The 21,970-nt window shown below is 59.4% G+C and carries 20 protein-coding genes; 14 read left to right on the top strand and 6 right to left on the bottom strand.

Features of this window, described 5'->3' with window-relative positions:
* Positions 1-77: 77 nt before the first annotated feature.
* On the bottom strand, positions 78-1,475 hold the full coding sequence (locus tag V5D86_RS05265) for a Fic family protein (protein ID WP_414595651.1): 1,398 nt from the start codon (positions 1,473-1,475) through the stop codon (positions 78-80).
* 419 nt (positions 1,476-1,894) lie between these two features.
* Between V5D86_RS05265 and V5D86_RS05260 the strand changes: the two genes are divergently transcribed.
* Complete coding sequence (locus V5D86_RS05260) at positions 1,895-3,832, top strand: leucine-rich repeat domain-containing protein (RefSeq protein WP_414595650.1); 1,938 nt, start codon at positions 1,895-1,897, stop codon at positions 3,830-3,832.
* A gap of 315 nt (positions 3,833-4,147) precedes the next feature.
* A complete protein-coding gene (locus tag V5D86_RS05255) occupies positions 4,148-4,540 on the top strand; it encodes a DUF3784 domain-containing protein (protein WP_414595649.1) in 393 nt (130 codons plus the stop codon).
* 15 nt (positions 4,541-4,555) lie between these two features.
* On the opposite strand, the gene V5D86_RS05250 is transcribed toward V5D86_RS05255, so the two are convergent.
* Both V5D86_RS05250 and V5D86_RS05245 read right to left on the bottom strand, forming a co-directional pair.
* Positions 4,556-5,575 (bottom strand): DUF3089 domain-containing protein, encoded by a 1,020-nt coding sequence (locus V5D86_RS05250; protein WP_414595648.1) that lies wholly within the window; start codon positions 5,573-5,575, stop codon positions 4,556-4,558.
* Positions 5,576-5,621: 46 nt separating this feature from the next.
* Positions 5,622-5,954 (bottom strand): winged helix-turn-helix transcriptional regulator, encoded by a 333-nt coding sequence (locus tag V5D86_RS05245; RefSeq protein ID WP_414595647.1) that lies wholly within the window; start codon positions 5,952-5,954, stop codon positions 5,622-5,624.
* 143 nt (positions 5,955-6,097) lie between these two features.
* Between V5D86_RS05245 and V5D86_RS05240 the strand changes: the two genes are divergently transcribed.
* The 6 genes from V5D86_RS05240 to V5D86_RS05215 are packed head-to-tail and all read left to right on the top strand — an operon-like array spanning position 6,098 to position 10,352.
* Complete coding sequence (locus V5D86_RS05240) at positions 6,098-6,412, top strand: ACGX-repeat peptide (RefSeq protein ID WP_414595646.1); 315 nt, start codon at positions 6,098-6,100, stop codon at positions 6,410-6,412.
* Positions 6,413-6,463: 51 nt separating this feature from the next.
* Positions 6,464-7,501: a radical SAM/SPASM domain protein, ACGX system gene (gene acgM, locus V5D86_RS05235; RefSeq protein ID WP_414595645.1), complete on the top strand. Its 1,038-nt coding sequence runs from the start codon at positions 6,464-6,466 to the stop codon at positions 7,499-7,501.
* 1 nt (position 7,502) lies between these two features.
* On the top strand, positions 7,503-8,108 hold the full coding sequence (locus V5D86_RS05230; protein WP_414595644.1) for a 4Fe-4S binding protein: 606 nt from the start codon (positions 7,503-7,505) through the stop codon (positions 8,106-8,108).
* 13 nt (positions 8,109-8,121) lie between these two features.
* Positions 8,122-8,721, top strand: coding sequence for a nitroreductase family protein (locus tag V5D86_RS05225; protein ID WP_414595643.1), 600 nt, complete (start codon positions 8,122-8,124; stop codon positions 8,719-8,721).
* The gene (locus tag V5D86_RS05220) at positions 8,699-9,484 is read left to right on the top strand and encodes a protein-ADP-ribose hydrolase (RefSeq protein WP_414595642.1); all 786 of its coding nucleotides are present in this window, start codon (positions 8,699-8,701) and stop codon (positions 9,482-9,484) included. The genes V5D86_RS05225 and V5D86_RS05220 overlap by 23 nt, the downstream gene beginning before the upstream one ends.
* On the top strand, positions 9,465-10,352 hold the full coding sequence (locus V5D86_RS05215) for an SIR2 family NAD-dependent protein deacylase (RefSeq protein ID WP_414595641.1): 888 nt from the start codon (positions 9,465-9,467) through the stop codon (positions 10,350-10,352). Before V5D86_RS05220 ends, V5D86_RS05215 begins: the two co-directional genes overlap by 20 nt.
* Here V5D86_RS05215 and V5D86_RS05210 read toward each other — a convergent pair.
* Positions 10,300-11,244 (bottom strand): MBL fold metallo-hydrolase, encoded by a 945-nt coding sequence (locus V5D86_RS05210; protein ID WP_414595640.1) that lies wholly within the window; start codon positions 11,242-11,244, stop codon positions 10,300-10,302. The two genes, V5D86_RS05215 and V5D86_RS05210, sit on opposite strands and share 53 nt — an antisense overlap.
* Positions 11,245-11,347: 103 nt before the next feature.
* On the opposite strand from V5D86_RS05210, the gene V5D86_RS05205 reads away from it, so the two are divergent.
* Together V5D86_RS05205 and V5D86_RS05200 are read left to right on the top strand one after the other, a co-directional pair.
* Complete coding sequence (locus V5D86_RS05205) at positions 11,348-12,697, top strand: alpha/beta hydrolase (RefSeq protein ID WP_414595639.1); 1,350 nt, start codon at positions 11,348-11,350, stop codon at positions 12,695-12,697.
* Between the two features lie 220 nt (positions 12,698-12,917).
* Positions 12,918-13,535: a DUF1638 domain-containing protein gene (locus V5D86_RS05200; RefSeq protein WP_414595638.1), complete on the top strand. Its 618-nt coding sequence runs from the start codon at positions 12,918-12,920 to the stop codon at positions 13,533-13,535.
* A gap of 34 nt (positions 13,536-13,569) precedes the next feature.
* On the opposite strand, the gene V5D86_RS05195 is transcribed toward V5D86_RS05200, so the two are convergent.
* Entirely contained in the window at positions 13,570-15,102 is a 1,533-nt protein-coding gene (locus V5D86_RS05195; protein WP_414595637.1) for a bifunctional metallophosphatase/5'-nucleotidase, read from the bottom strand.
* 86 nt (positions 15,103-15,188) lie between these two features.
* On the opposite strand from V5D86_RS05195, the gene eis reads away from it, so the two are divergent.
* From eis to V5D86_RS05180, 3 genes are all read left to right on the top strand, one after another.
* Entirely contained in the window at positions 15,189-16,409 is a 1,221-nt protein-coding gene (gene eis, locus V5D86_RS05190) for an enhanced intracellular survival protein Eis (protein ID WP_414595636.1), read from the top strand.
* A 47-nt stretch (positions 16,410-16,456) separates the two neighbouring features.
* A complete protein-coding gene (locus tag V5D86_RS05185) occupies positions 16,457-17,578 on the top strand; it encodes an aldo/keto reductase (RefSeq protein ID WP_414595635.1) in 1,122 nt (373 codons plus the stop codon).
* Positions 17,579-17,676: 98 nt separating this feature from the next.
* Positions 17,677-19,488, top strand: coding sequence for a cation:proton antiporter (locus V5D86_RS05180; RefSeq protein ID WP_414595634.1), 1,812 nt, complete (start codon positions 17,677-17,679; stop codon positions 19,486-19,488).
* Between the two features lie 30 nt (positions 19,489-19,518).
* Here V5D86_RS05180 and V5D86_RS05175 read toward each other — a convergent pair whose 3' ends face one another.
* Positions 19,519-20,808, bottom strand: coding sequence for an amidohydrolase family protein (locus tag V5D86_RS05175; RefSeq protein WP_414595633.1), 1,290 nt, complete (start codon positions 20,806-20,808; stop codon positions 19,519-19,521).
* Between the two features lie 109 nt (positions 20,809-20,917).
* On the opposite strand from V5D86_RS05175, the gene V5D86_RS05170 reads away from it, so the two are divergent.
* The gene (locus tag V5D86_RS05170) at positions 20,918-21,970 is read left to right on the top strand and encodes a uroporphyrinogen decarboxylase family protein (protein WP_414595632.1); all 1,053 of its coding nucleotides are present in this window, start codon (positions 20,918-20,920) and stop codon (positions 21,968-21,970) included.

Here is a 21,970-nt window from a genome sequence, read left to right as displayed (position 1 = left end):
TCATGGAATCGGTTCATCGAGATACATCCTACTGCATGGAATGTACACTACCAAATTGGTAGGGTGTTGGTAGGACTTCAGATCTTCTTTCCCGACCAAGAGTAGACCTTCGTATTGACCTCCCTGCCCGTCTCCGTCAATAATCCCACTTCACTCATGAGTCTGACATCGGCCCTCGCTGTATTCAAGGATACTTGGTATTGATTCTGTATCGATCTCACTGTGGTTGTTCCACCAGCCATAAGACTGGTGATTATCCTAACCTGCCTGTCGTTCAATCCATAATCAGACAGCTTCACCTTCATCGAACGCTCTTCCTCAATCTTTCTTTTCAGATAATCTTCGAACTTATCGACCGAATCCATCAGTGCTCTGAGATTATAGAGTATGAAATAGGTCATGTCGTTGCCATCGGTCTCTCCGAACACGTACGACTCCTCATACCTGCCCTTATGATCCTTGATGTATCTTGATAGAGCGAGATATTCCATCAGCCAATATCCACTCTTCAGTTCGTACCAGTAGAACAATGTGCGTGCGACACGTCCATTGCCATCCTCGAATGGATGTATGTATGCGATCGCGTAGTGAAGGACTATCCCCTTTATCACAGGATGAAGGAACTCCTCCTCATCGTTGATGAAATCACAAAGTTGTTGCACTGCAGATTCCACTTCATCCATAGGTATTGGATGATGGAACACCTCTCCGGAAAGGGAATCCTGTACGACGACGTCATCATTGTCACGGAAAACCCCCATGCACCCTTCATCCAACGTCCCTTCGGTCACAATCCTGTGTATGTCCCTGATCAATTCGGGAGTCAGAGGCTGTTCGGTATGGTCCTTTATGAACCGCATAGCCTTGTAATTGTTGACTATCATACGTTCCGATTTGTCCTTGGGACGGATGTTCTTGCGTAGCATCTCTTTCGCATTCTTGGTTGTAGTGACCGCTCCCTCCATCTGACTGGATGCGATGGACTCCTCCATGAGGGAACTGACGGAATAGTACACCTTCCTATGCGGATCAATCGTATCGGGGAATAGTCCCACAGATGCCCTCATGTCGAATTCATGAAGCATCTTCATAATCCTGTCCGATATGGAATAATGGTAATGCGTATTGCCGAACACCAATGCGATGCTACTGTCCATGCGAGCCAACTTCATCCTTGCCCACACGGCGTCTGGATCGAACGGTCCTGTATCCCTCCGACGCACCTCCGACCAATGGAGATATCTCCGGTTGAAATCCTTCGCATATTCCTTTATCCCCTCGGACAGAACCGCTCTGGATTCCCGCTCGTCCGATAGAATAAGATCTATCTGTGGAGGGTTTCTAGGCAGATGCATGTTCGATGATGTCTGAGTGGATATAAATACCCTACCAAATTGGTAGGGTGTTGGTAGGGTATTGGTAAGGTCAATCCGAACACGGTTGGCCCCTCGATCAACTGTGGATCCTGCGCCCAACTTCCGATCTGTGGTACTTACCGGCCATGGAATCCGCCACGATCTCGAATACCCCGTCGGAGGGACTCTCGCCCCATCCAACATCCATCCTGTGCTCTTATCCTCACATACCTAGATATGTTATCCCATTACTTTGACAGCAGGCGTCGATCATCGATGGAACCGAGTGGATTCTGGTTTTGTCATGACCAGGGGCAATTCATCATTTACGGCTAATCAACCCTCAGGACGTTCAAGGCTAATAGAAACGACAATTTATCGGCTCCTATCGGGGGCCTGATATGGGCCCAAGCGTCCTCCGAACGCTTCAGCTTGGATGGTGTGATCCGCACATTCAAGACCGGGGGGGGGCGGATACTTCGGCATGATACTGTCCTCCTTCTTCCCCGTTTATATACTCTCCATGATGATTCCAATCCATGGACCGGATCTTGTCTGCAATGTTGGTCGCTGTCATCGCGGCCATCGGCATCTGTTCGCTGTCGGATCCCTCTTCCGGGGAGGGGACCGGCATCGAATCGGATGGCATCGCGTATACGCTCGATGACGATGGGACGGCGACGGTCTCCGGGTACACGGGGGCAGGCGGGATCGTGGTGATCCCCCAGTCCGTCACACACGATGGGAAGGAGTATGCCGTGAGGTCGATAGGCGAGAGCGCGTTCAAAGAGGCCGCCGGACTGACCGGCATCGTCATCCCCGATACCGTCGAAGAGATGGGGCATGAGGCGTTCAGCGGGTGTGAGAGTCTGGAGTACGCCTACATCGGATCGGGCATCGATTCGATTCCCGAACGTGCATTCTACGGATGCGGATCGCTGACCGAGGTCGCCGGGATGAAGAATCTGAGGGCCATAGGCGATTGGGCATTCGTCAGCACGGGACTTAGGACGTTCCACATACCCGATACGGTGACCTCCATCGGAGACTATGTGTTTCCGACTCTGGACACCGTGACCATTGGCAGCGGGGTCTCGGAGATCGGAGAGGATCCGTTCGGCAGTTTCCATCCATATTTCCATGTCTCCAAGGGGAATGCGACATTCTCATCCCTGGATGGTGCTCTCTACAGCAAGGACATGCGCGTCCTGGCCATGTATCCATATGACAGCGGTCCTTCCAACGTCGTGGTCCCTGAGACGGTCGAGCACATCGCGGATCGTGCGTTCGAATTCTCGCACATCGTGTCCATCGACCTGAACAATGTGACGAGCATAGGGAACGGATCGTTTAGACAAAGCTCATTGAGGTCCCTGGATGTGCCCGGGACGGTCACGTCCGTGGGGAGCCACGCGTTCGAGGAGTGCCAGGACCTGGAGGACGTGACCTTCGACACGGGCGCGGTCTGGATCGGAAGCGAGGCCTTCACCGAATGCCAGAACCTGCTGTCGATATCGTTCTCGGGGCCCGTCGTCGAACTTGAGGAATATGCGATAAGGGACTGCGAGTCACTCCAGTCGATACACTTCGGAGACAGTATGACGAAGGTCCCCAGGGGCACATGCGTCAATTGCCCGTCCCTGGAGACGATCACCGGGATGGAAGGGGTGGAGGTGATCGAAGACTTCGCGTTCCGTGATGCCAAGCTCGAATCGTTCACCGTCCCAGAATCCGTGACACATATCGGCAAACATGTACTGTCCGGGGAGCTCAAGACCGTCACCCTGGGCAGCAAGGTCGTCTCGATAGGCGTACGCACATTCGACGGAAGCAATCTCGAATCCATCCATGTGGCCGAAGACAATCCCGCATTCACGTCGATAGACGGCGTCCTGTATGACAAGTCCGTGTCGACCCTGCTGATCTGTCCCGGGAGCTTCAGCCATCTCACCGTGCCGGAAGGCGTAAGGACGATCGGCGAATCGGCATGCAACAGAAACGACAGGCTCGTATCCGTAGACCTTCCTGACAGTCTGGAACGCATAGAGGACTGTGCATTCCTCTGGTGTAGCAACATAACTGAAGTGACACTTCCCGAATCGCTCACGCACATCGGTGTTGAATCGTTCGGCAGTTGCGAAAGACTGTACAGCATCTCCATACCAGGATCCGTGACATGCATCGACACATATGCATTCAACCTATCAGGATTGAAGAGGGTTCAGTACAACTGCACGGATGCGACCGTAGACGAGTCCGCGTTCCAGGTCTACCGTGAGATCACGTTCTATACGGACGGCATAGAGCTGTCTCCCGATGCCGTCGGAAAGGCCGTGGCCGAGTACAGACCGATCGACGAGTACTCCGAATGGACCGAGGATGATGATGGAGCCGACACGTGGATACTGGCTGCCATCGCAGGGATCGTCTTCGTGACGATCGCGGCCGTCTGGATGTTCAGAAGGACTAAGGAATGAAGTGATGGGACCCTGCCCTTGGGCAGTGATGCCCAAGGCAATCCCATGCCGAAGCTACGGGAACATTGTGATTTCAACAGAGCGTATTGATCGATTTCGATCACGATTACGACACTACATGCCTCTGTGAAGAAGCAACCTCGTCATCGCATATCCTTTCCAAATAGAACTGGAGGCTCCTGAAAACACACATGTACGGTCTAACAACACATATGATGCACACACCATAGCCTTCATTGTCATGCGGAACCGTGTGAGAACCGAGAGATGACATTGCACAGGCAACGTTTTGAATCGAGACGACGGTCCACCCGCATGGACGACGGGGTTGCGATCGCAGTTATCGTCATGGCCGTGCCCATCATTCTGCTGACGGGCCTGGTCTCCATGCTGGTGCTCGGCAACGTGTACATACTCCTGGGAAGTGTGTCCCTGCTGCTGATCGTCCTCGGGGCCGTCATGCTGACCGGCCGCGGGTCCGGAATCGTGGCCGGGATCAACCATATGTCCGCCGCCGAGAGGACGGGATACTACCTCCCCCGCCTGTCCAAAGCCGTAGGGATGTTCCTACTGTCCTGGTCCGTCCTGCCGGTCGCGATAGCGATCGGGACGACCGCAGTGGGAGTCTCCCTGACGATCGGCATCGCTGTGACGGCATGGACATTATGGTACTGCAACACCCGTTGCCGCATCCCGTCCCGGACATGAGAGATGGTCGAAAGATCATCCCGATAGGAAAGCCTCGATGCGGTCCCCTGCGTTCTCGCGGATATTCATGTAGAAGAAATCGTAGTCCTGCCCGTGGTAGCTCTGCGGGCCGAACAGCGCCTCGGCACCGTTCGAATAGACCTCCGGATCCACAGACTCCACAATCACACTTCCCCTGTCGAGGTCCACCCGCGCATCGGCGAAGCCCTCGACCACCCTGTATCCCCCGTTCCCGTCGGAAGTCAGGCATCCGAGGTTATCCTCCGTCCCCGCATACGTGCCATCGGTACTCCAGTTCAGGGGGTTTATGCAGACGGACCCCCCCCCCGGGACCACCATGTTGTAATGGCCGATGTTCCCGGGGCCCTCGGTGTTCCAAGACACCACCACCCCATTGTCTGTCGCACCCGTCGCCATCCTGACGTGCGAATTGGCGGCCAGCCAGTCCTTGGTGGCGGCATTGCCGATCATGTACGCGGCGACCATCCTGTCATAGACCTCCGGATGCCGCTCCATATACTCGTCGAGGATTATCATGATCATCATGGACCCCTGCGAGTGTCCGGCGAGGATGAACGGCCTCCCGTCGTTGTGGTTCTCGAAATAGTAATCCAATGCGGCGAACACGTCGGCCCTCGGCTCCCCGGACTCGCGTTCCACCATCTCCGGCTGCGTCAGCCCCGCGAGGCTGGCCGCATCGATCTGCCTGTAGTACGGGGCGAAGATGTTGGCCAAACCGTTGAACACGGTCGCCTGGCGCTCGTAGATCATGTTGGCCTTCTCGCGCATATCCGCGTTGTATATGGTGCACTCCTCGCCGTCATAGCCTGGGACGAACGTCGTGGGATAGAGATAGATTACATCCACCTCGTGCTCTATACTCCCCGGAAGCCTCATCCAGTTGTCCACATCGGAGTAATCGGATGCCTGAACAGCCGTGTCGTGATCCGAGTCTGAGACATATGCATACGCCAATACGACAGCGATGACCACTGCTATGACCGAAATGGTCGCGACCCTCGTCCTGGCATCCATGTGTGTAACCTCTGTCCGGGTGCGTCGTGTGCACACATGCGGGCGGTCATTCACCCTTGAACGTGCTCTTGTAGTTGTTCCCCCAGATCTCCATGGCTTTCAGGATCGGACGCATCGTCTCGCCGAGCTCGCTCAGTGAGTACTCGACCCTGGGAGGGACCTCCGGATACTCGATACGCACGATGATGCCGTCGCTCTCCATCGAGCGGAGGTTCTCCGTCAGGACCTTCTGGCTGATCCCCGGGATCGTCCTCAGGAAGTCGCTGTAGCGCTGCGTCCCGGCGAGGAGGTCGCGTATAATCAGAGGCTTCCACTTGTTTCCAATCAGCATCACGGTGGTCGCCACGGGGCATGCCGGGAGGTCTTCTTTGGATATCATCAGGTAGCACCCCTGTATCGAAAAAGGTAGGAATTGATTCTTACAAAAAGGTTCGTCCTCGAGTTAAATAATACCGCGATAATCACCTTCTCGCAGGCATTGCCGCCGAGAACTGCGCGACGATGCCTCGAAGGAGAGATAGAATGTCGCTCAAGAATCTGTTCGGAAGGAAGACAAACAACACCCCCGCATCCGCATGCGGTTCCGCATGCGGTGCCGGAGACAAGAAGGCCGCCGCTGCCTGCGGTTCCGCGTGCGGTGCCGGTGACAAGAAGACCAGCTCGGCGTGCGGTTCCGCATGTGGAGCAGGAGACAAGAAGGCCGCCGTTGCCTGCGGCTCGGCCTGCGGTGCCGGTGACAAGAAGGCGAGCCCCGCATGTGGTTCCGCGTGCGGCGCTGGGGACAAGAAGACCGGCTCCGCGTGCGGCTCGGCCTGCGGCGCAGGAGACAAGAACTGAACCCAAACCTGCCCCGTCCCTGCGACGGGGCGACACTTACCCAGGTGGAACATGGACTACTTCGCTTTCCAGTGGCACATCACAGAAGCATGCGACCAGAGATGCAAGCACTGCTACATCTACGCGCTCGGCAGCCATGCAAAGTTCAAGGAGATGACCTTGGACGACATGGACAGGACCATCCTCCAGATCGAATCGTTCTGCGAGAGGGCGGAGCGCATCCCATACGTATACCTCACCGGAGGGGACCCGATACTCCACCCCATGTTCTGGACCCTCACCGGGAAGCTCAGGGAGCATGGCATACCCTTCGCCATCCTCGGGAACCCGTTCCATCTGAACGACGATGTGTGCAGGAGACTCAGGGAGGACGGCTGTCTGAAGTACCAGCTGTCCCTGGACGGCCTGGAGGCCACCCACGACCGCATACGCTGCCTCGGCTCCTACGGGGCCACGCTCAGGGCCATACCGGTCCTGAGGGGGGCGGGCATCGACGTCGCGATCATGGCCACCGTCTCCAAGTGGAACTTCAGGGAGATCCCCGAGCTCGTCGACGTCGCGGTGGAGAACAATGCGGACATATTCTCGTTCGCACGCTACTGCCCGGATGCCGACAGCGCGGACACCTGCTGCTCCCCCGAGGAGTACCGCTGGATGCTGGGGGAGTGCTGGGGGAGGTTCGAGAGATACCGCGACTGCGGCACCACGTTCAACCTGAAGGACCACCTGTGGACCCTCTTCCTCTACGAGAAGGGGCTGTTCGACCCGGACGGGTACCCCGACGACGAGTACGTCTACGACGGGTGCAACTGCGGGAACTGCCATGTGACCATCCTGCCAGACGGCTCGGTATACGCCTGCAGGCGCATGGAGAGCAGGATCGGCAACGCCCTCACGGACGACCTGTACGACCTGTTCACCGGACCCGGGATGGACAGGTACAGGGAGTACGAGAGGTTCGAGAAGTGCTCCAGGTGCGAGCTGCTACGCTTCTGCCGCGGATGCCCCGCGGTCGCCGCGGGCGCGACAGGCGACATGTACGCACCCGACCCCCAGTGCTGGAAGGTCATAGTCCCGGAGTGTGACTGAGATGGACGCACATGGATGCATGAGGAGGCTCGAGGAGGCCGGGATCCTGGCGTTCGCCACCGTTGACGGGAACGGGTCACCACAGGTCCGCAACATAAGCGCCATCCACTACGAGCCGGACGCCATGTACTTCTTCACCGCAAGGGGGAAGGGGTTCTGCAGGGAGCTCATGGACGACGGCCGCTTCCAAGCGCTCGGATACACCTCCAGGAAGGAGATGATCCGCATCTCCGGTAGGGCGACGCCCGCCGAGGACCAGGAGAGGTGGATGTCCGTCATATTCGACGAGCAGCCGTACCTGTCCAACGTGTACCCCGGCGAGACGCGCGACATCGGCATCGTGTTCGAGGTCAGGTCCGCCACCCTGGAGTACTTCAACCTGGGCGTCCGCCCGATAGACCGCGGGACATACGGCATCGGAGGTGCGGTTACGAAAGACAAGGGGTTCGTGATATCCGACGGCTGCACCGGCTGCGGCACATGCGCGAGGGGCTGTCCCCAGGGCGCCATCGTCCCGGGAAGGCCGTACCGCATAGATCAGAGCCACTGCCTGCACTGCGGGCGCTGTGCGGAGAACTGCCCGTCCATGTCCATAGGGAGGCTTTGAGACGAACGGGATCATGAGAGGGATGAAGGAACGCCGCACGATACGCAGGTTCCAGGACAGGCAGGTGCCGATGGAGGACCTGGACAGGATCCTGGATGCCGCGGCATACTCGCCCAACGCGGGCAACAGACAGACCACGGTGACGCTGGTCTGCAGGGATGTGAACATAAACAGGGCGCTGGGACGCATCAACAGATCGGCATTCCACGGACGGGTGTCCTCCGGGATCGACTACGTCTCCGTGGACGAGCCGAGCATCGCCGACGACCCTAGCATCAAGAACGCGTTCTACGATGCCCCGACCGTCATCACCCTGTTCGGACCCGGCGACTTCCTCTACACCGCGCCGGACTGCTGGATCATGGCATCCAACATCGCGCTCGCCGCATATTCCATGGGCATCGGGTCCTGCATACTCGGCAGGGCCGAGGAGACCTTCGACTCGGAGATCGGCCGCAGGCTGGTCGCGGAGAACGGGATCCCGGAAGGGTACACGGCCGCGGTCCACATCGCACTCGGATATCCTGACGGCGGGTTCCCCGAAGCGAAGCCCAGGACGTATCCGGAACGCATCGTCGTGGGACGATATGATGACGGCCGATACGAAGAGTGAAGTGGACAGGCTCAGAACGTCCCTCATCGATGCCCTGATAGGGGAGTCGCCCGGATACTCCGGCATACGCATCCCGGATGACGTGCAGGGACAGCGCGACCTGCTCCGCGCCCTGATGAACGTCCGCCCGGCAGGACCCGCGTCCGACGAGCTCATACGCATCCAGGATGCGTACCTGTCCCTCAGGCGCGAGGAGAAGGGTGTGGTCAGGGTCCGCGACATCCCGGAGGTCCGTCCGCGCATCCGCCTCTGGCAGGGCGACATAACCAGGATCGAGGCGGACGCCATCGTGAACGCAGCCAACTCGGGGATGACCGGATGCTACCAACCGAATCACGCATGCATAGACAACTGCATACACACCTTCGCCGGGATCCAGCTGCGCCAGAGATGTTCCGAGGAGATGGTTGTGCAGGGACGTCCCGAACCTACCGGCTCGGCCAGGATCACGCCCGGATACAACCTCCCGGCCAGGAACGTCATACACACGGTCGGCCCGATCGTCCGCGGCGAGCTCACCGGGAGGCATCGCGACGATCTCGCATCATGCTACCGTTCATGCATGGAGCTCGCGGATGCCAACGGACTCGAGAGCATAGTGTTCTGCTGCATATCCACAGGGGTGTTCGGATTCCCCGGCAAGGAGGCGGCGGAGATCGCCGTGGACACCGTGTCCCGGATACTTCCGAGGACCGGCCTGGACGTGGTGTTCGATGTGTTCACCGACAAGGACAGGAGGATCTATGAGAGCATACTCGGATGACCCGGCCGGGATCGCGGACGCGGTCTCGGATGCTGACGCGGTGCTCATCGGAGCAGGGTCGGGACTCTCCACGTCGGCGGGGCTTACGTACGACGGGGACAGGTTCCACAGACTCTTCCACGATTTCGAGGAACGGTTCGGGATCACCGACATGTACACGGGAGGGTTCCGCAGGTTCCCTGACGAGGAGACGTACTGGGCGTGGTGGAGCCGCCACATCTGGCACAACCGCTACGACGTGCAGGTGAACGGGGCGTACCGCGACCTTCTGCAACTTGTGAGGGACAGGGAGCACTTCGTCATAACCACGAACGTGGACCATCAGTTCGTCATGAACGGCTTCGATGAGGGTCGCGTGTTCGCGGTGCAGGGCGACTACGGTCTCCTGCAATGCGCGAACGCGTGCACCGACGACACGTACGACGACAGGGACATCGTATCGGAGATGGTCATCGGACAGAAGGACATGCGCGTGCCCTCCGGACTCGTCCCCCGCTGCCCGGTGTGCGGAGGGAGGATGGTGCCCAACCTGCGGTGCGACGACAAGTTCGTCCAGGATGCGAGGTGGCATGCGTCCAAGGAGAGGTACGAGTCGTTCCTCCGCGAGCACGGCGGCTCCAAGGTCCTGTTCCTGGAGATGGGCGTGGGCCCCAGCACTCCCGGATGGATCAAGTACCCGTTCTGGAACATGACGTACTCGAACCCTGATTCGACATACGCCTGCATAGGGTACGAGCATTCCGTGTGCCCGAAGGAGATCCGGGACAGGTCGATACTCATCGATGCCGACATCGCGGAGACGCTGGACCTGGCCCTCAGGAGTCGTCGGACGGCCCAGATGCCCGTTCGGAGCCCAACTCCCGTATGATCATAGGGATCATGTACCTCGCATTGGTGTCGAAGGCCGCCTCGGGCTGGATCCTCCTGGCGTAACCCGTGTAATGACGGGCCTTGAGCACCCTCAGGATGCCCTCGAAGTCCATCCCCGCATCATGGGCCCCGATGATCTCCTCCGCCATGCCGACCGCACACCTCCTGGACATCTCCAGGAGCTCGCGACACCTGTGTCCCGTGACCACGCCCGAATGAGCCAGCATCATGACGTCGACATCGAGGTCCAGGGCACGGTCGATGGAATCCAACGTCAGACGGTACCCCACCAGATATGTCGGGGTCATCTCCTCCCCCGTGTAGAAGCCAAGCGTCTCGCAGGACATGAGGAGGCCCTCGTCCGGACAGTGGAAGCCTATGGAGCAGAATGTATGGCCAGGGTACTCGTGCACGACGAAGCGGAACCCGCCCGCCTGTACCGTGTCCCCCTCCGAGACGATCATGTCCACGCGGAGACGGTCCGTCAGGTCCTCGTACCCGCTGAATCCGTGCAGCCTCGCCGCGGACGAGTCCAGCTCCCTCATGACCCTCTTCGCCGAATCCTTCGCGATGACCTCTGAAGTATGCCTGCTGGCGACGACCTTCGCATCGGGCCATTCCCTGGTGCAGTGCGCACTCCCCAGTATGTGGTCGTAGTGGGAATGGGTGATGAAGATGAAGTCCAGCGGCCTGTCGCCGAGGACCCTCCCTATGTTCTCCACGAGGGCCGGTCCGCAGAAGCCGTATCCGGAATCGTACAGTACGGCCACGTCATCCGAGACCAGAAGGAACGCCTCCGACCCGGGCAACGCGCCCACGTTCACTATGCGATAGTCCGAATGCCTGCCTCTGACGTCAAAGGACTCCATGGATTCCAGTCTAGCGTCCACCTCTCCGCCTCCGAAACATCCCGGGAACATCGTCCATCCTAAAAACACATCGAATGGGGACCGTACCACTGCTTATAACCGCCAAAGCACATCAGATGCATAGGTGGACCTTTTGAGCAAACGCAATCTGGCGATATTGGGTGCATGCACCGTCATAATAGCCGCGATCCTGGTCGCGTCGTATATGATGGAGTCGCGGCCCGACATGGGAGATGGGGACGACGACATCGTCACCGATACGGTGATGATGCTGGAGAACGGGGAGTTCCAGACATTCTACGACGGGTGCGCCCCGAATATGCAGACCGCGGTCGGCGACGTCGATGGGCTGTCCGTGATATGGGACCAGTACACGTACGGCATCGGAACGTTCGAGACCATAGAGGGGACGGAGACCTGGCAGTCCAGGGGCGAGACCATGTCCCAGGCATACTGCAGGCATTCGGAATGGGGACTTCTCCTGACCATCTCGTTCTCGGACGACGATAGCATCACCAGCCTGAACATAAGCTACTATGAGCCGGAGGGCCTCGACAAGCTGCCGGAGGGTCTGACCGAGACGGATGTCACGGTCGATGCAGGGGCCGGCTTCCCTCTGCCTGGGACGCTGACATCCTCCGAGACGTCCTCCAATGACATCGCCGCCGTGATCGTCCACGGGTCCGGTCCGAACGACCGGGATGGGACCGTCATGGTGAACAAACCGTATCGTGACATCTCCCGCGGACTCGCCCTGAAGGGGATCGATGTCCTCGCATACGACAAGAGGACGTTCGCGTACCCCCAGTTCTCGGACAACCCCGCATATGCCACGGTGGACGACGAGACGGTGGACGACGCGGTGGCCGCTGTACGCATGCTCAAGGAGATGGGATACTCGGAGGTGTACATCGTAGGACACAGCATGGGAGGCATGTTGGCCCCGTACATCGTCCAGAGGTGCGAGGGGGACTGCGACGGGTTCGTGTCCCTGGCAGGGAGCCCCCGGACGATCACGGACATCCTGGCCGACCAGATCTGGGCGCAGTGCCGGGATCTGCCGGATGCCGAGAGGTACCGCGCATACATCAAAGGGGAGCTCGCCAAGGCGGACGCCCTCGCGGACATGACCGACGTGGAACGCGCGACCACCATGGTGTTCGGACAGAGCGGATACTACATCTGGAGCATCAACTCCATCGACTCGGCATCCATCGCGGGATCCCTTTCGGTGCCGATGCTGTTCCTGCAGGGAAGCACCGACATACAGGTCCTGGCCGACGTGGACTACGTCAGATGGATAGGCGCGCTGTCCGATGACCCTGCCGCGGAGTTCGCTCTTTACGACGGGCTGAACCACCTGTTCATGGAGTCGGATGGACCGTACATGGGGACCGCGTTGGAGTACAGCAAGCGCGGACACGTGGATCAGGCGGTCATCGACGACATGGCCGAGTTCATAATGGGCAGTTGAGTCCGACGGGCGGTGCGGGACATCCGTGCCGCCCGCATCATGGATGGATATTCGTCGACTCACATACATATCCGTCCATACCCTTGGATCGCAATGGTGTCCAGCATCGGACATGAGTCATCGGAGAATCTTCTACAAAATATGGAGTAGAGGATTCGGATTCAAAAAGTTTCAACCAGACTATTATATATGTTTCGACTGGTATGTGACAATTGTTACCATGAAGATCGCCATAATAGCTTGCGACATCCTGAAAAACGAGATAGAGTACCTCACGAAGGACGATCCCGATTTCGTGTACCGGGAGTATGTCGAGTTCGCGCTCCACGAAGACCCGCCTCACATGAAGGAGGTCCTGCTCGAGAAGGTGAACGCCATGAAAGGCAAGGTGGACGTCGTGTTCCTGGGATATGCCATATGCAGCTCCCTGGACGGTATAACGAAGGAGTTCGATGTCCCGGCGGTGATGCTGCCCGGAGCGGACTGCATAGACGTCCTTCTGGGACCCGAGGAATACGCGAGGGAGAAGAAGGTCTGCGCCGGAACCTGGTTCTCATCGCCCGGATGGGCGCTGGAGGGCATGGACGGGCTCATAAAGGAGCTCCACCTGGACTCCATGGAGGGGTACGACCCGTCATTCTTCTTCGACATAATATTCGCATCGTACGAGAGAACGCTGTTCATCGACCCCGGGATAGGGAATACGGAGGAGTATCGCAAGAAGTCCGAGGAGTTCGCGGAGGGCTTGAAGCTGAAGCACGACTGCCGCACCTGCAACCTGGACCGCATAGAGGAGACGATCAGGAGGACGAAGGAGCTGGCGGCCTCCCTCTCATGAGGATTGATGAGGGGGAGCGATCCCCCTCGGTTTTTCATATCGCGGATTGGTCTATGAGACGCCCGGTGAGGATGTCGCCCTCCGAGATGGTTCCCATCTCCGTGATGTGAGCTATCAGGAGATCCCTCGCCATGACGTCCAGCGTCGACTCGACGTCCTTCTCGGAAAGGGCCGGGTAGTCCGAGCTGGACATTATGTAGTCGTTCGATGCCACGGCGTAGGTCTCCGAGAGGCCTATGGGCGTACCGTCGGACAGGGTGATGCCGATGACCCTGTCCCCCGATTCCCTGGACGAGTCGTACGTCACGACCATCCCGGACACCTGCAGGTAGGATCCGGCAGCCCCGGGGAGCCATCCGACGGATGTCTCCATGATGTCGTAGAGCTCCGACCCGGTGACCGTCTTCACCTGCACGTAGTTGTCGAACGGGTATGCGCCGTACGCATCCCCTATGGTTATGTCCCCCACGGGGATCTCCAGCCTTATCGTCCCTCCGTTGACGATCGCCACATCCGCGCCCGCGGACTCGCGCATGGAATCGGCGGCCAGGTCACCCACCAGAACCTCCCCCAGACGGGACTGGGTGCGCTCGCCGGTGAGCGTGATCTCGGTGCTCCCGATCTTCTCCGAGAGATATCCCTCCATCCCCGAGCGGAGGTCATCGATCACGCCCTGGACCTCGCGGTCCCTGTCCTGACTGTCCGACAGCGTGGCGGTCACCCCGGAATCGGAGAGCTCCACCACCCCGATCTTCGATATCGCGGTCCCGGTGCTGGCGACGATCGTATCAGAGGGCATCAGATCGATGCTGCCGTCGACCACCCTGCCGTTCTCCATCTCCGTGTGGCTGTGGCCGTCGATGCACACGTCTATCCCATCCACCTCCGAGACGAGGTAGTCGGAGGTGTACGAGGAGGAACGGTCCACCCCGATGTGCGTCAGAGCGACTATGTAGTCCGCCCCTGCCGACCTCAGCTTGGCCACCATCTCCCTCGCGGCCTCGGTAGGGTCGGTGACGACCACGTCGTCCATGTACCCGGCCATGACCATCGACTCCGTGTCAGGCGTCAGGAGACCGAACACGCCGAGATACACGCCATCGCGCTCGATGACGGCGAACTCGTCGAAGACGCTCTCCCCCGAATCCCTCCAGTCGAGGTTCGAGCATATCGTCGGGAACTCGAGACGGTCGGCGTATCCGAGATAGGTGTCCAGCGTATAGTCGAACTCGTGGTTGCCCGGACACATGACATCGTATCCGACGGCGTTCAGAACGTCTATGGACGACTCCCCGCGGGACAGCGAGGTCGTCGCGGTACCCTGGAACGCATCCCCCGCATCCAGGAGGAACACCGTTGCCCCGCGCGCCTCGTAGCTGTCCCTCAGCTCCGCGACTGCGGCGAACCCGAGGTTCTCGTCGTAGAATCCGTGGGTGTCGTTCGTGTGCAGGATTATTACCTGCCCCTCCATGTCCCCGCTCTCGCGGTCGAAGATGAAGGAGCCCACCAGGATGACCGCTATCACTGCCGCGGTCACCGCCATGATCTTGACGTTGGATCCTTTCATGGCCCTGATATCGGAGTGTGGATATAGCAGTTTTCAGGACAGCCTATATATGTGTTGAGAGCCAGTGAAAATCCGGAGAGCTGACTATGCACGGACTGGACCAGGAGCTGACCATACGCAGTCTGACCACCGACGACCTGGACGAGTACAACTCGCTGCTGCGCTATGCGTTCCAGGTCACCGAGGAGGACCTCCAGCGTGCGGGATGGAGGGACGACGAGATCATGCAGTCCAAGTTCCCGATCCTGGAGCGTGCGGACGTCCTCGGATGCTGGAACGGGGACGAGCTCGTGTCGCAGATCGCGGTCTACCCGCTGAGGATGAACATCCACTCCTCCATCTACGACATCGGCCATGTCACCAGCGTCTCCACCTATCCGGAGTACTCCGGGCACGGGCTCATGAAGAGGCTGCTCCGCCTGAGCCTGGTCCGCATGAGGGAGGACAGGAGGTCCCTGGCCCTACTGTACCCGTTCTCCATACCGCTCTACCGCAAGTTCGGATGGGAGATAGTCTCCAACAAGATATCCTACAAGGTCAAGGACACCCAGATACACCCCGGGAGGATCAAGGACCGTGCGCCCGGATACGTGAGGAGGGTCGAATGGAACGACCCCGAGTTCATGAACCTCCATGCCAGATTCGCCCTGAAGACCCACGGGTGCATAATGAGGGACAGCGTCGCATGGGACGAGTACTGGAGATGGGACGAGGAGGACACCCTCGTCGCGATCTATTACGACGTCGAGGACACCGCCACAGGGTACATGGTGTACTCGATCAAGACGGACATCATGCACATCAAGGAGATGGTGTACCTGAACATGGAGGCCCAGAAGGGACTCTGGAACTACATCAGCGCGCACTACTCCATGATCGACGAGGTCCGCGGATACACCTACCGGAACGAGCTCATGGCATTCATGCTCGAGGACGGGAACATATCGGAGACCATCCGCCCGTACATGATGGCCCGCATAGTCGACGTGGAGATGTTTTTCGAGGACTACAGGACGGACGACGCGGAGGCGGACGTGTGCTTCGCGTTCGAGATAGAGGACTCGTTCGCGGAATGGAACAACCGCACGTTCAACGTCCTGTTCCACGGGGGACGCGCGGAGGTCACCGGGATGGATGCGGACCACCGCGTAAGGATGACGATAGGGACGATGTCAACGCTCCTCCTCGGCTACATGTCCGCGACGCAGCTGTCGAGGCTCGAGAGGATCGAGGGCTCCGAGGAGGCCATCGAGGCGTTGGATGAGATACTCATCCATGACATTCCCTACATATCCGACTACATCTGAGCCCGTAGCCGATGGGGATTTATACATTCCCTTTTCTCGAAGACCCCATGATGCGCACCGCTTTCGGCGACGAGTCCCTGCCCATGCTGGGATTCGGGATGATGCGTCTCCCCCTGAAAGGGGACGGGAGCATAGACGAGGAGAGGACGGAGAGGATGGTGGCCGACGCCATGGATGCGGGGGTCAACTACTTCGACACCGCATGGGGGTACCATGACGGCAACTCCGAGCTGGTGGCAGGCAGGATCCTCTCGAAGTACCCTCGCGGATCGTACTACCTGGCGAGCAAGTTCCCAGGATACGACGTTTCCAACATGGGGAAGACCGCGGAGATATTCGAGAGGCAGCTGGAGAAGTGCCAGACGGAGTATTTCGACTTCTATCTGGTGCACAACGTCTTCGACCTGAACGTCGACTCGTACCTGGACCCGGGCTACGGGACGCTGGAGGCACTGCGCGAGGAGAGGAGGAAGGGGAGGATCCGCCACCTGGGGTTCTCCGCACACGGGTCCGTCGAGACCATAGAGAGGTTCCTCGAGATGTACGGCGAGGACATGGAGTTCATCCAGCTCCAGGTGAACTACGTGGACTGGAACTTCCAGGATGCCCGCGCGAAGGTCGAGCTCGCCAGGATGCACGGCCTCCCCGTATGGGTCATGGAGCCCATACGCGGGGGAAAGCTGGCCAGAGTGGGCGCGGACGTCGAGGCGCGCATAGGCGAGACCGTTCCCGGGGCGTCCCCCGTCGAGGCGGCGTTCCGCTTCGTCCAGTCCATAGACGGCGTCAAGGTCGTCCTGTCGGGAATCTCGAACGAGGATCAAATCGCGCAGAACATATCCATCTTCAGTAAGGACGGGAGGCTGTCAGACGAGGAGTTCGACGCCCTCGTCGAGATAGGCGACGGGATCGTCTCCTCCGACACGGTCCCGTGCACCGCATGCAACTACTGCAAGTCGAAGTGTCCCAAGGGCCTCGACATCCCGAGACTGCTGGAGCTCTACAACGAGCACAGGTTCACGAACGGCGGGTTCTTCGGTCCCGCGTTCGTGGGATCGATGCCGGAGGACAAGCGCCCGTCCGCATGCATCGGGTGCGGGGCATGCGAGAAGGTGTGTCCCCAGGGCATAAGGATATCCGATGCCATGAGAGATTTCGTCAAGAGACTCTGACCTCGGCGGCCCCGTCCGCCTGTCTGGACAGGGGCCCCTGAAACACCCTTCAGCAAATCGTTTTAATTTATGACATCAATACACTGGACGGTGGATTGATGGACGAAGTGGTCATGCTTACAGCCTTAGCGCTCTTCACGCTTCTGGCGGCAGTCTGCTCTATCGTCTTCAACAAGCTGAAGCTGCCACCGCTCATCGGATACATCGTGGCGGGCATCGTCATGGTCAATGTCCTTTTCCTGTATCAGGACCAGGCGACCATAGAGACGGAAGAGGAGATAATCTCGCTTCTGAAGGACATGGGACTGGTCATGCTGATGTTCTGCATCGGTCTCGAGATCAACATCAAGAAGATCCGTAAGCAGGGGTCGTTCGCGATACTGGTCGCGGTGATCCAGCTCCCGCTGATGGTCTTAGGGGGATTCATCGCAGGGACGTTCCTGGGATTCGACATGACCCAGTCCATCGTCCTGGGGGCCATAATATCGGGTTCGTCCACTGCCGTCGTCATGGCCGTCCTGAAGTCCCAGAACCGCCTGGACAGGGAGCACATAGAGATGCTCGTCCTGATCACAATCATGGAGGACATCGGCCAGGTCATCATACTGTCCATGATCACCCCCCTCATGGCGAACCATGCGCTCGGAGCGGCCGGAGGGATGGAGCTCAACGACATCATCGTCCTCATCGTCAAGATCCTGGCGTTCATGATCATCAGCATCGTGGTCGGCCTGAAGGTCGTCCCCCGGATCATAAACTGGATCTCGGACAACGTGTCGGACGAGATCCTGACGATCACATCCGTCGGACTCGCGTTCGGGATGGCCCTCCTGGCCACATACTCCGGGCTGTCCATGGCCATCGGGGCGTTCCTCATGGGAATGATGGTCGCATCCAGCAGGAAGGCCAAGGAGATCAACACCAGGATAGAGCCCATGCGCGACCTGTTCATGGCCATATTCTTCATCAGCATCGGAGCGGAGGTGTTCCCCGCATCCATGCTGCTGGACAACATCAGCACCATCCTGATCTTCTACCTGCTGTTCTTCGTGCTGAAGTCCGCGACCGTGTTCCTCGCATACTGGATCGGGAACGAGAGCTGCAGGAACGGGTTCCTCTCGGCGACCGGCCTGTGCGCGATGGGAGAGTTCGCGTTCATCATAGCCGCGGAGGCCTTCGGCGACGGCGTGGTGGACGAGTCGTTCTACACGTCCGTCATAGGTGCCGCCCTGATATCCATGATAATGCTGCCGATAATCTGCAGGTTCGCTGACCGCATATGGGACAAGTCGGTGGAGAAGTGCCCCCGCAAGGTGTACGCCGCATGCTGCACCGTCAATGAGGCGAGGTCCAGGGTCTACGAGAGGGTGTCCGCGACCTCGAAGAAGTCCCAGAAGGCAGTGTACAAGAGCATGACCCATGCGTACATCAACATCTTCGTCATAGCGCTGATCGAGATATTCTTCTACTTCGCCCTGGTGCCCGCGTCCGATTGGCTCTGCACCTCTTTCGGAGGGAACCTCGCGATGTGGAAGCTCCTGATCCTGGGAGTCAACTTCATCGTGCTGACCCTGCCGATATACTTCATGATAAACAACGTGAAGTTCCTGGACGAGATCATCATCAGCGGTGCGCGTCGCATCGCGAACATGGAAGGCGGGAACAGCAACCCCGCGAGGGTCTACGAGAGGTTCCTGAACTTCCTGGACATAAACACATATCTCCTGATCCTGGCGATAGACTTCGCGATCATCCTGCTGGTGCCCAATGCTGTGAACATAGACTTCTGGTACTACCTCGTTGTCCTGGCGGTGGCCGCCGTGATCATGGCTGTGTTCTATCTGAAGAAGCGCAGGGACAACAAACTTGACAATGAGGATCAGGACGACCTGATCGTAAAGGAAGAATGACGGGGCCGAGGCCCCGATGGTTTCACAAGCTCATCTCAGACAGAGGGAACGCCACATGTCCTCCGAACGGGACAGGACGTCCTCGGTGTCGAGGGTCGTTATCCTGCCGTCGTCCACTACTATGTCGCCCTGGCACATCACGGTCTTGACGTTGAGGCTGTTCCCGGAGTACACTATGTTGGCGATCATGTTCTCCTGAAGGAGAGGCCTCAGGTTGGGGGCCTTGCCGTCGAGGATCACGAGATCCGCGTACTTCCCGGGCTCTATGGACCCTATGGAATCCTCCATACCGACCGCCTTCGCCCCGTTGATGGTGGCGAAGTCCAGGAGGTCCTGCGCGGGAGTGACGGTGGCATCCCACCTCGCGGACTTCTGTAGGAGTCCGAGGAGCCTCATCTCGGCGAACATGTCGAGGGTGTTGTTCGTGGTGCTCCCGTCGGTCCCGATGGAGACGTTGACGCCGTACTTCTGGAACTCCGGGACGGGTGCGACCCCTCCGGTGGCGAGCTTCATGTTCGATGCGGGGCAGCACGAGACGGACATACCCGCCTCCGCCATCAGCTTGATCTCCCTCATCGTGAGCCATGCGGAATGGGCCGACACGGCACGGGGTCCGAGCACACCGATGCTGGAGAGCCACTCCGCGGGACGGAGGCCGGTTTGCCTCTTGTGGTCGTTGACCTCACCCCTTGTCTCGGACAGGTGGAAGTTCATGGGCGCGGCCATCTCGTCGGAGAGTGCCTTCGCACCGATGCACGTGTCCTCGTTGCACACGTAGACCCCCTGGAGTCCCACTGCGGGGACGATCTTGCGCTTGTCCCTGTGGGTCTCGATGAAGTTCCTGCAGTTCTTGAGCGGACTGCCCTTCTGCGTGGTCTTGTCCTCGTCCAGTACGCACCAGCACAGGACCCCGCGGATGCCCGCGGCCTGGGTGGCCTTGGCGATGACATCCTCCGAGTAGTAGAGGTCCATGAACGTGGTGGTCCCTCCGCGCATCATCTCCATGCACCCGAGGCGCGTCCCGATGTCGAGGTCCTCGTCGGTGCGGTCCGAATCGATCGTGAAGGTCTTGTTGAGGAAGTCCGGGAAGAGGAGGTCGTCGACGACCCCCTTCATCACTGACATCGCGATGTGGGTGTGGGTGTTCACCATTCCCGGCATGACGATGTCGCCGGTGGCATCGATCTCCCTGTCTGCTGTCCCGTCGTAAGCGGGCCCGACGGACACGATGCGGTCGCCGTCTATGACGACATCGCCCCTCAGTACCTTGCGCTGGGCGTCCTGAGTGACGATCCACGCGTTGCGGATGGCTGTTATCATGAGTCCCGTATCTTACGACCCATGTTTAAGGGTTGGTCGCGTGCGTCATGCCTGCCCGGACATGCATCCCGAACCGCGGGTACTTACGCTCGGATGCGCTCCACTGCCCATGGACCCGCGTGACAGGGTGATGGACGCGTTCGATGGGTGCACGCACGGGACCCCTCCGGTGGCGGTGTTCACACAGTCCGCCACGGTGGGGATGATGGACGCATGCGGCGCATCCTGGCCTGATGCGCACTTCGACGCAGGCCTGATGGCGACCCTCGGATGCGCCCAGGCGAAGGTCTTCGGTTTCTGCACCGCCCGCGTCCCGTTCGACATAACCGCAGAGGCGGAGAGGCTCGGATGCACCGTATCCCCTAGGACTAGGGACAACGTTCCCGGGATCCTGAGAAGGGCGGTCACTGGAAACCCCATGGACGGGGCACTCCCGGATGCAGATCTCATGTCCCCAGAGGAGTTCGTCTCGGACGGGAGACCGGCGACCGTCACGGAAGCGATCCGCCTGTGCTCCCGTGACATCGGGGACTCGCACGCGATCGTGGGCGGGATCCTGGGCCCGGTCACGCTGCTGGGACAGCTCATGGGCGCCGAGAACATGGTGCTGGCCACATTGATGGAGCCTGCATGGACCGCGAGGATGTGCTCCGAACTGTCGGGGATCCTCGCCAGGTACGCCGTCGCCCAGAAGGAGGCGGGGGCGGACATCCTCACGATCGTCGAGGCCGTGGCATCCCCCGATGTGCTGGACCCGAGGGACTATCGGAAGCTCTCCGGGTCGCATACGCCGGACATCCGTCCAAAGGGCATGAGGGCCGTCCTCCACATATGCGGCTCCACGGAACCTATCCTGGAGGACATATCCGGATCCGGACTCGATGCGTTCTCCCCGGACCCGAAGGTATCCCCGTCCCTTGTCAAGGAGGCCCTCGGGGACATGACCGTGTGCGGTGCCGTGGACCCTGTGGGGGCCCTCCTCTTCGGAGACCCGGCGAAGGTGGTGTCCGAGGCCAGGACGTATTCCGACGAAGGGTACGACATCATAGCGCCTGGATGCGGCCTCGCGCCCCGGACCCCAGATGACAACCTGAGGGCCCTGGCGGACGCGTTCCACCGAAGGAAACCCAAGAACGAAATACCGCACCCGCATTCACGATGA

Source organism: Candidatus Methanoprimaticola sp. MG2 (assembly GCF_047501175.1).
Classification (GTDB): Archaea; Thermoplasmatota; Thermoplasmata; order Methanomassiliicoccales; family Methanomethylophilaceae; genus Methanoprimaticola.
The sequence above is the reverse complement of the archived record's forward strand: the minus strand, read 5'-3'. Positions and strand labels throughout refer to the sequence as shown.

Excerpts from the sequence above, each read along its gene's own strand:
- acgM (WP_414595645.1), top strand. The coding sequence starts at position 6,464 with ATGGACTACTTCGCTTTCCAGTGGCACATCACAGAAGCATGCGACCAG.
- V5D86_RS05225 (WP_414595643.1), top strand. The coding sequence starts at position 8,122 with ATGAGAGGGATGAAGGAACGCCGCACGATACGCAGGTTCCAGGACAGG.
- eis (WP_414595636.1), top strand. The coding sequence starts at position 15,189 with ATGCACGGACTGGACCAGGAGCTGACCATACGCAGTCTGACCACCGAC.
- V5D86_RS05250 (WP_414595648.1), bottom strand. The coding sequence starts at position 5,575 with ATGGATGCCAGGACGAGGGTCGCGACCATTTCGGTCATAGCAGTGGTC.
- V5D86_RS05185 (WP_414595635.1), top strand. The coding sequence starts at position 16,457 with ATGATGCGCACCGCTTTCGGCGACGAGTCCCTGCCCATGCTGGGATTC.
- V5D86_RS05220 (WP_414595642.1), top strand. The coding sequence starts at position 8,699 with ATGACGGCCGATACGAAGAGTGAAGTGGACAGGCTCAGAACGTCCCTC.
- V5D86_RS05255 (WP_414595649.1), top strand. The coding sequence starts at position 4,148 with ATGGACGACGGGGTTGCGATCGCAGTTATCGTCATGGCCGTGCCCATC.
- V5D86_RS05260 (WP_414595650.1), top strand. The coding sequence starts at position 1,895 with ATGGACCGGATCTTGTCTGCAATGTTGGTCGCTGTCATCGCGGCCATC.
- V5D86_RS05195 (WP_414595637.1), bottom strand. The coding sequence starts at position 15,102 with ATGAAAGGATCCAACGTCAAGATCATGGCGGTGACCGCGGCAGTGATA.
- V5D86_RS05200 (WP_414595638.1), top strand. The coding sequence starts at position 12,918 with ATGAAGATCGCCATAATAGCTTGCGACATCCTGAAAAACGAGATAGAG.
- V5D86_RS05245 (WP_414595647.1), bottom strand. The coding sequence starts at position 5,954 with ATGATATCCAAAGAAGACCTCCCGGCATGCCCCGTGGCGACCACCGTG.
- V5D86_RS05215 (WP_414595641.1), top strand. The coding sequence starts at position 9,465 with ATGAGAGCATACTCGGATGACCCGGCCGGGATCGCGGACGCGGTCTCG.
- V5D86_RS05170 (WP_414595632.1), top strand. The coding sequence starts at position 20,918 with ATGGACCCGCGTGACAGGGTGATGGACGCGTTCGATGGGTGCACGCAC.
- V5D86_RS05230 (WP_414595644.1), top strand. The coding sequence starts at position 7,503 with ATGGACGCACATGGATGCATGAGGAGGCTCGAGGAGGCCGGGATCCTG.
- V5D86_RS05240 (WP_414595646.1), top strand. The coding sequence starts at position 6,098 with ATGTCGCTCAAGAATCTGTTCGGAAGGAAGACAAACAACACCCCCGCA.
- V5D86_RS05175 (WP_414595633.1), bottom strand. The coding sequence starts at position 20,808 with ATGATAACAGCCATCCGCAACGCGTGGATCGTCACTCAGGACGCCCAG.
- V5D86_RS05180 (WP_414595634.1), top strand. The coding sequence starts at position 17,677 with ATGGACGAAGTGGTCATGCTTACAGCCTTAGCGCTCTTCACGCTTCTG.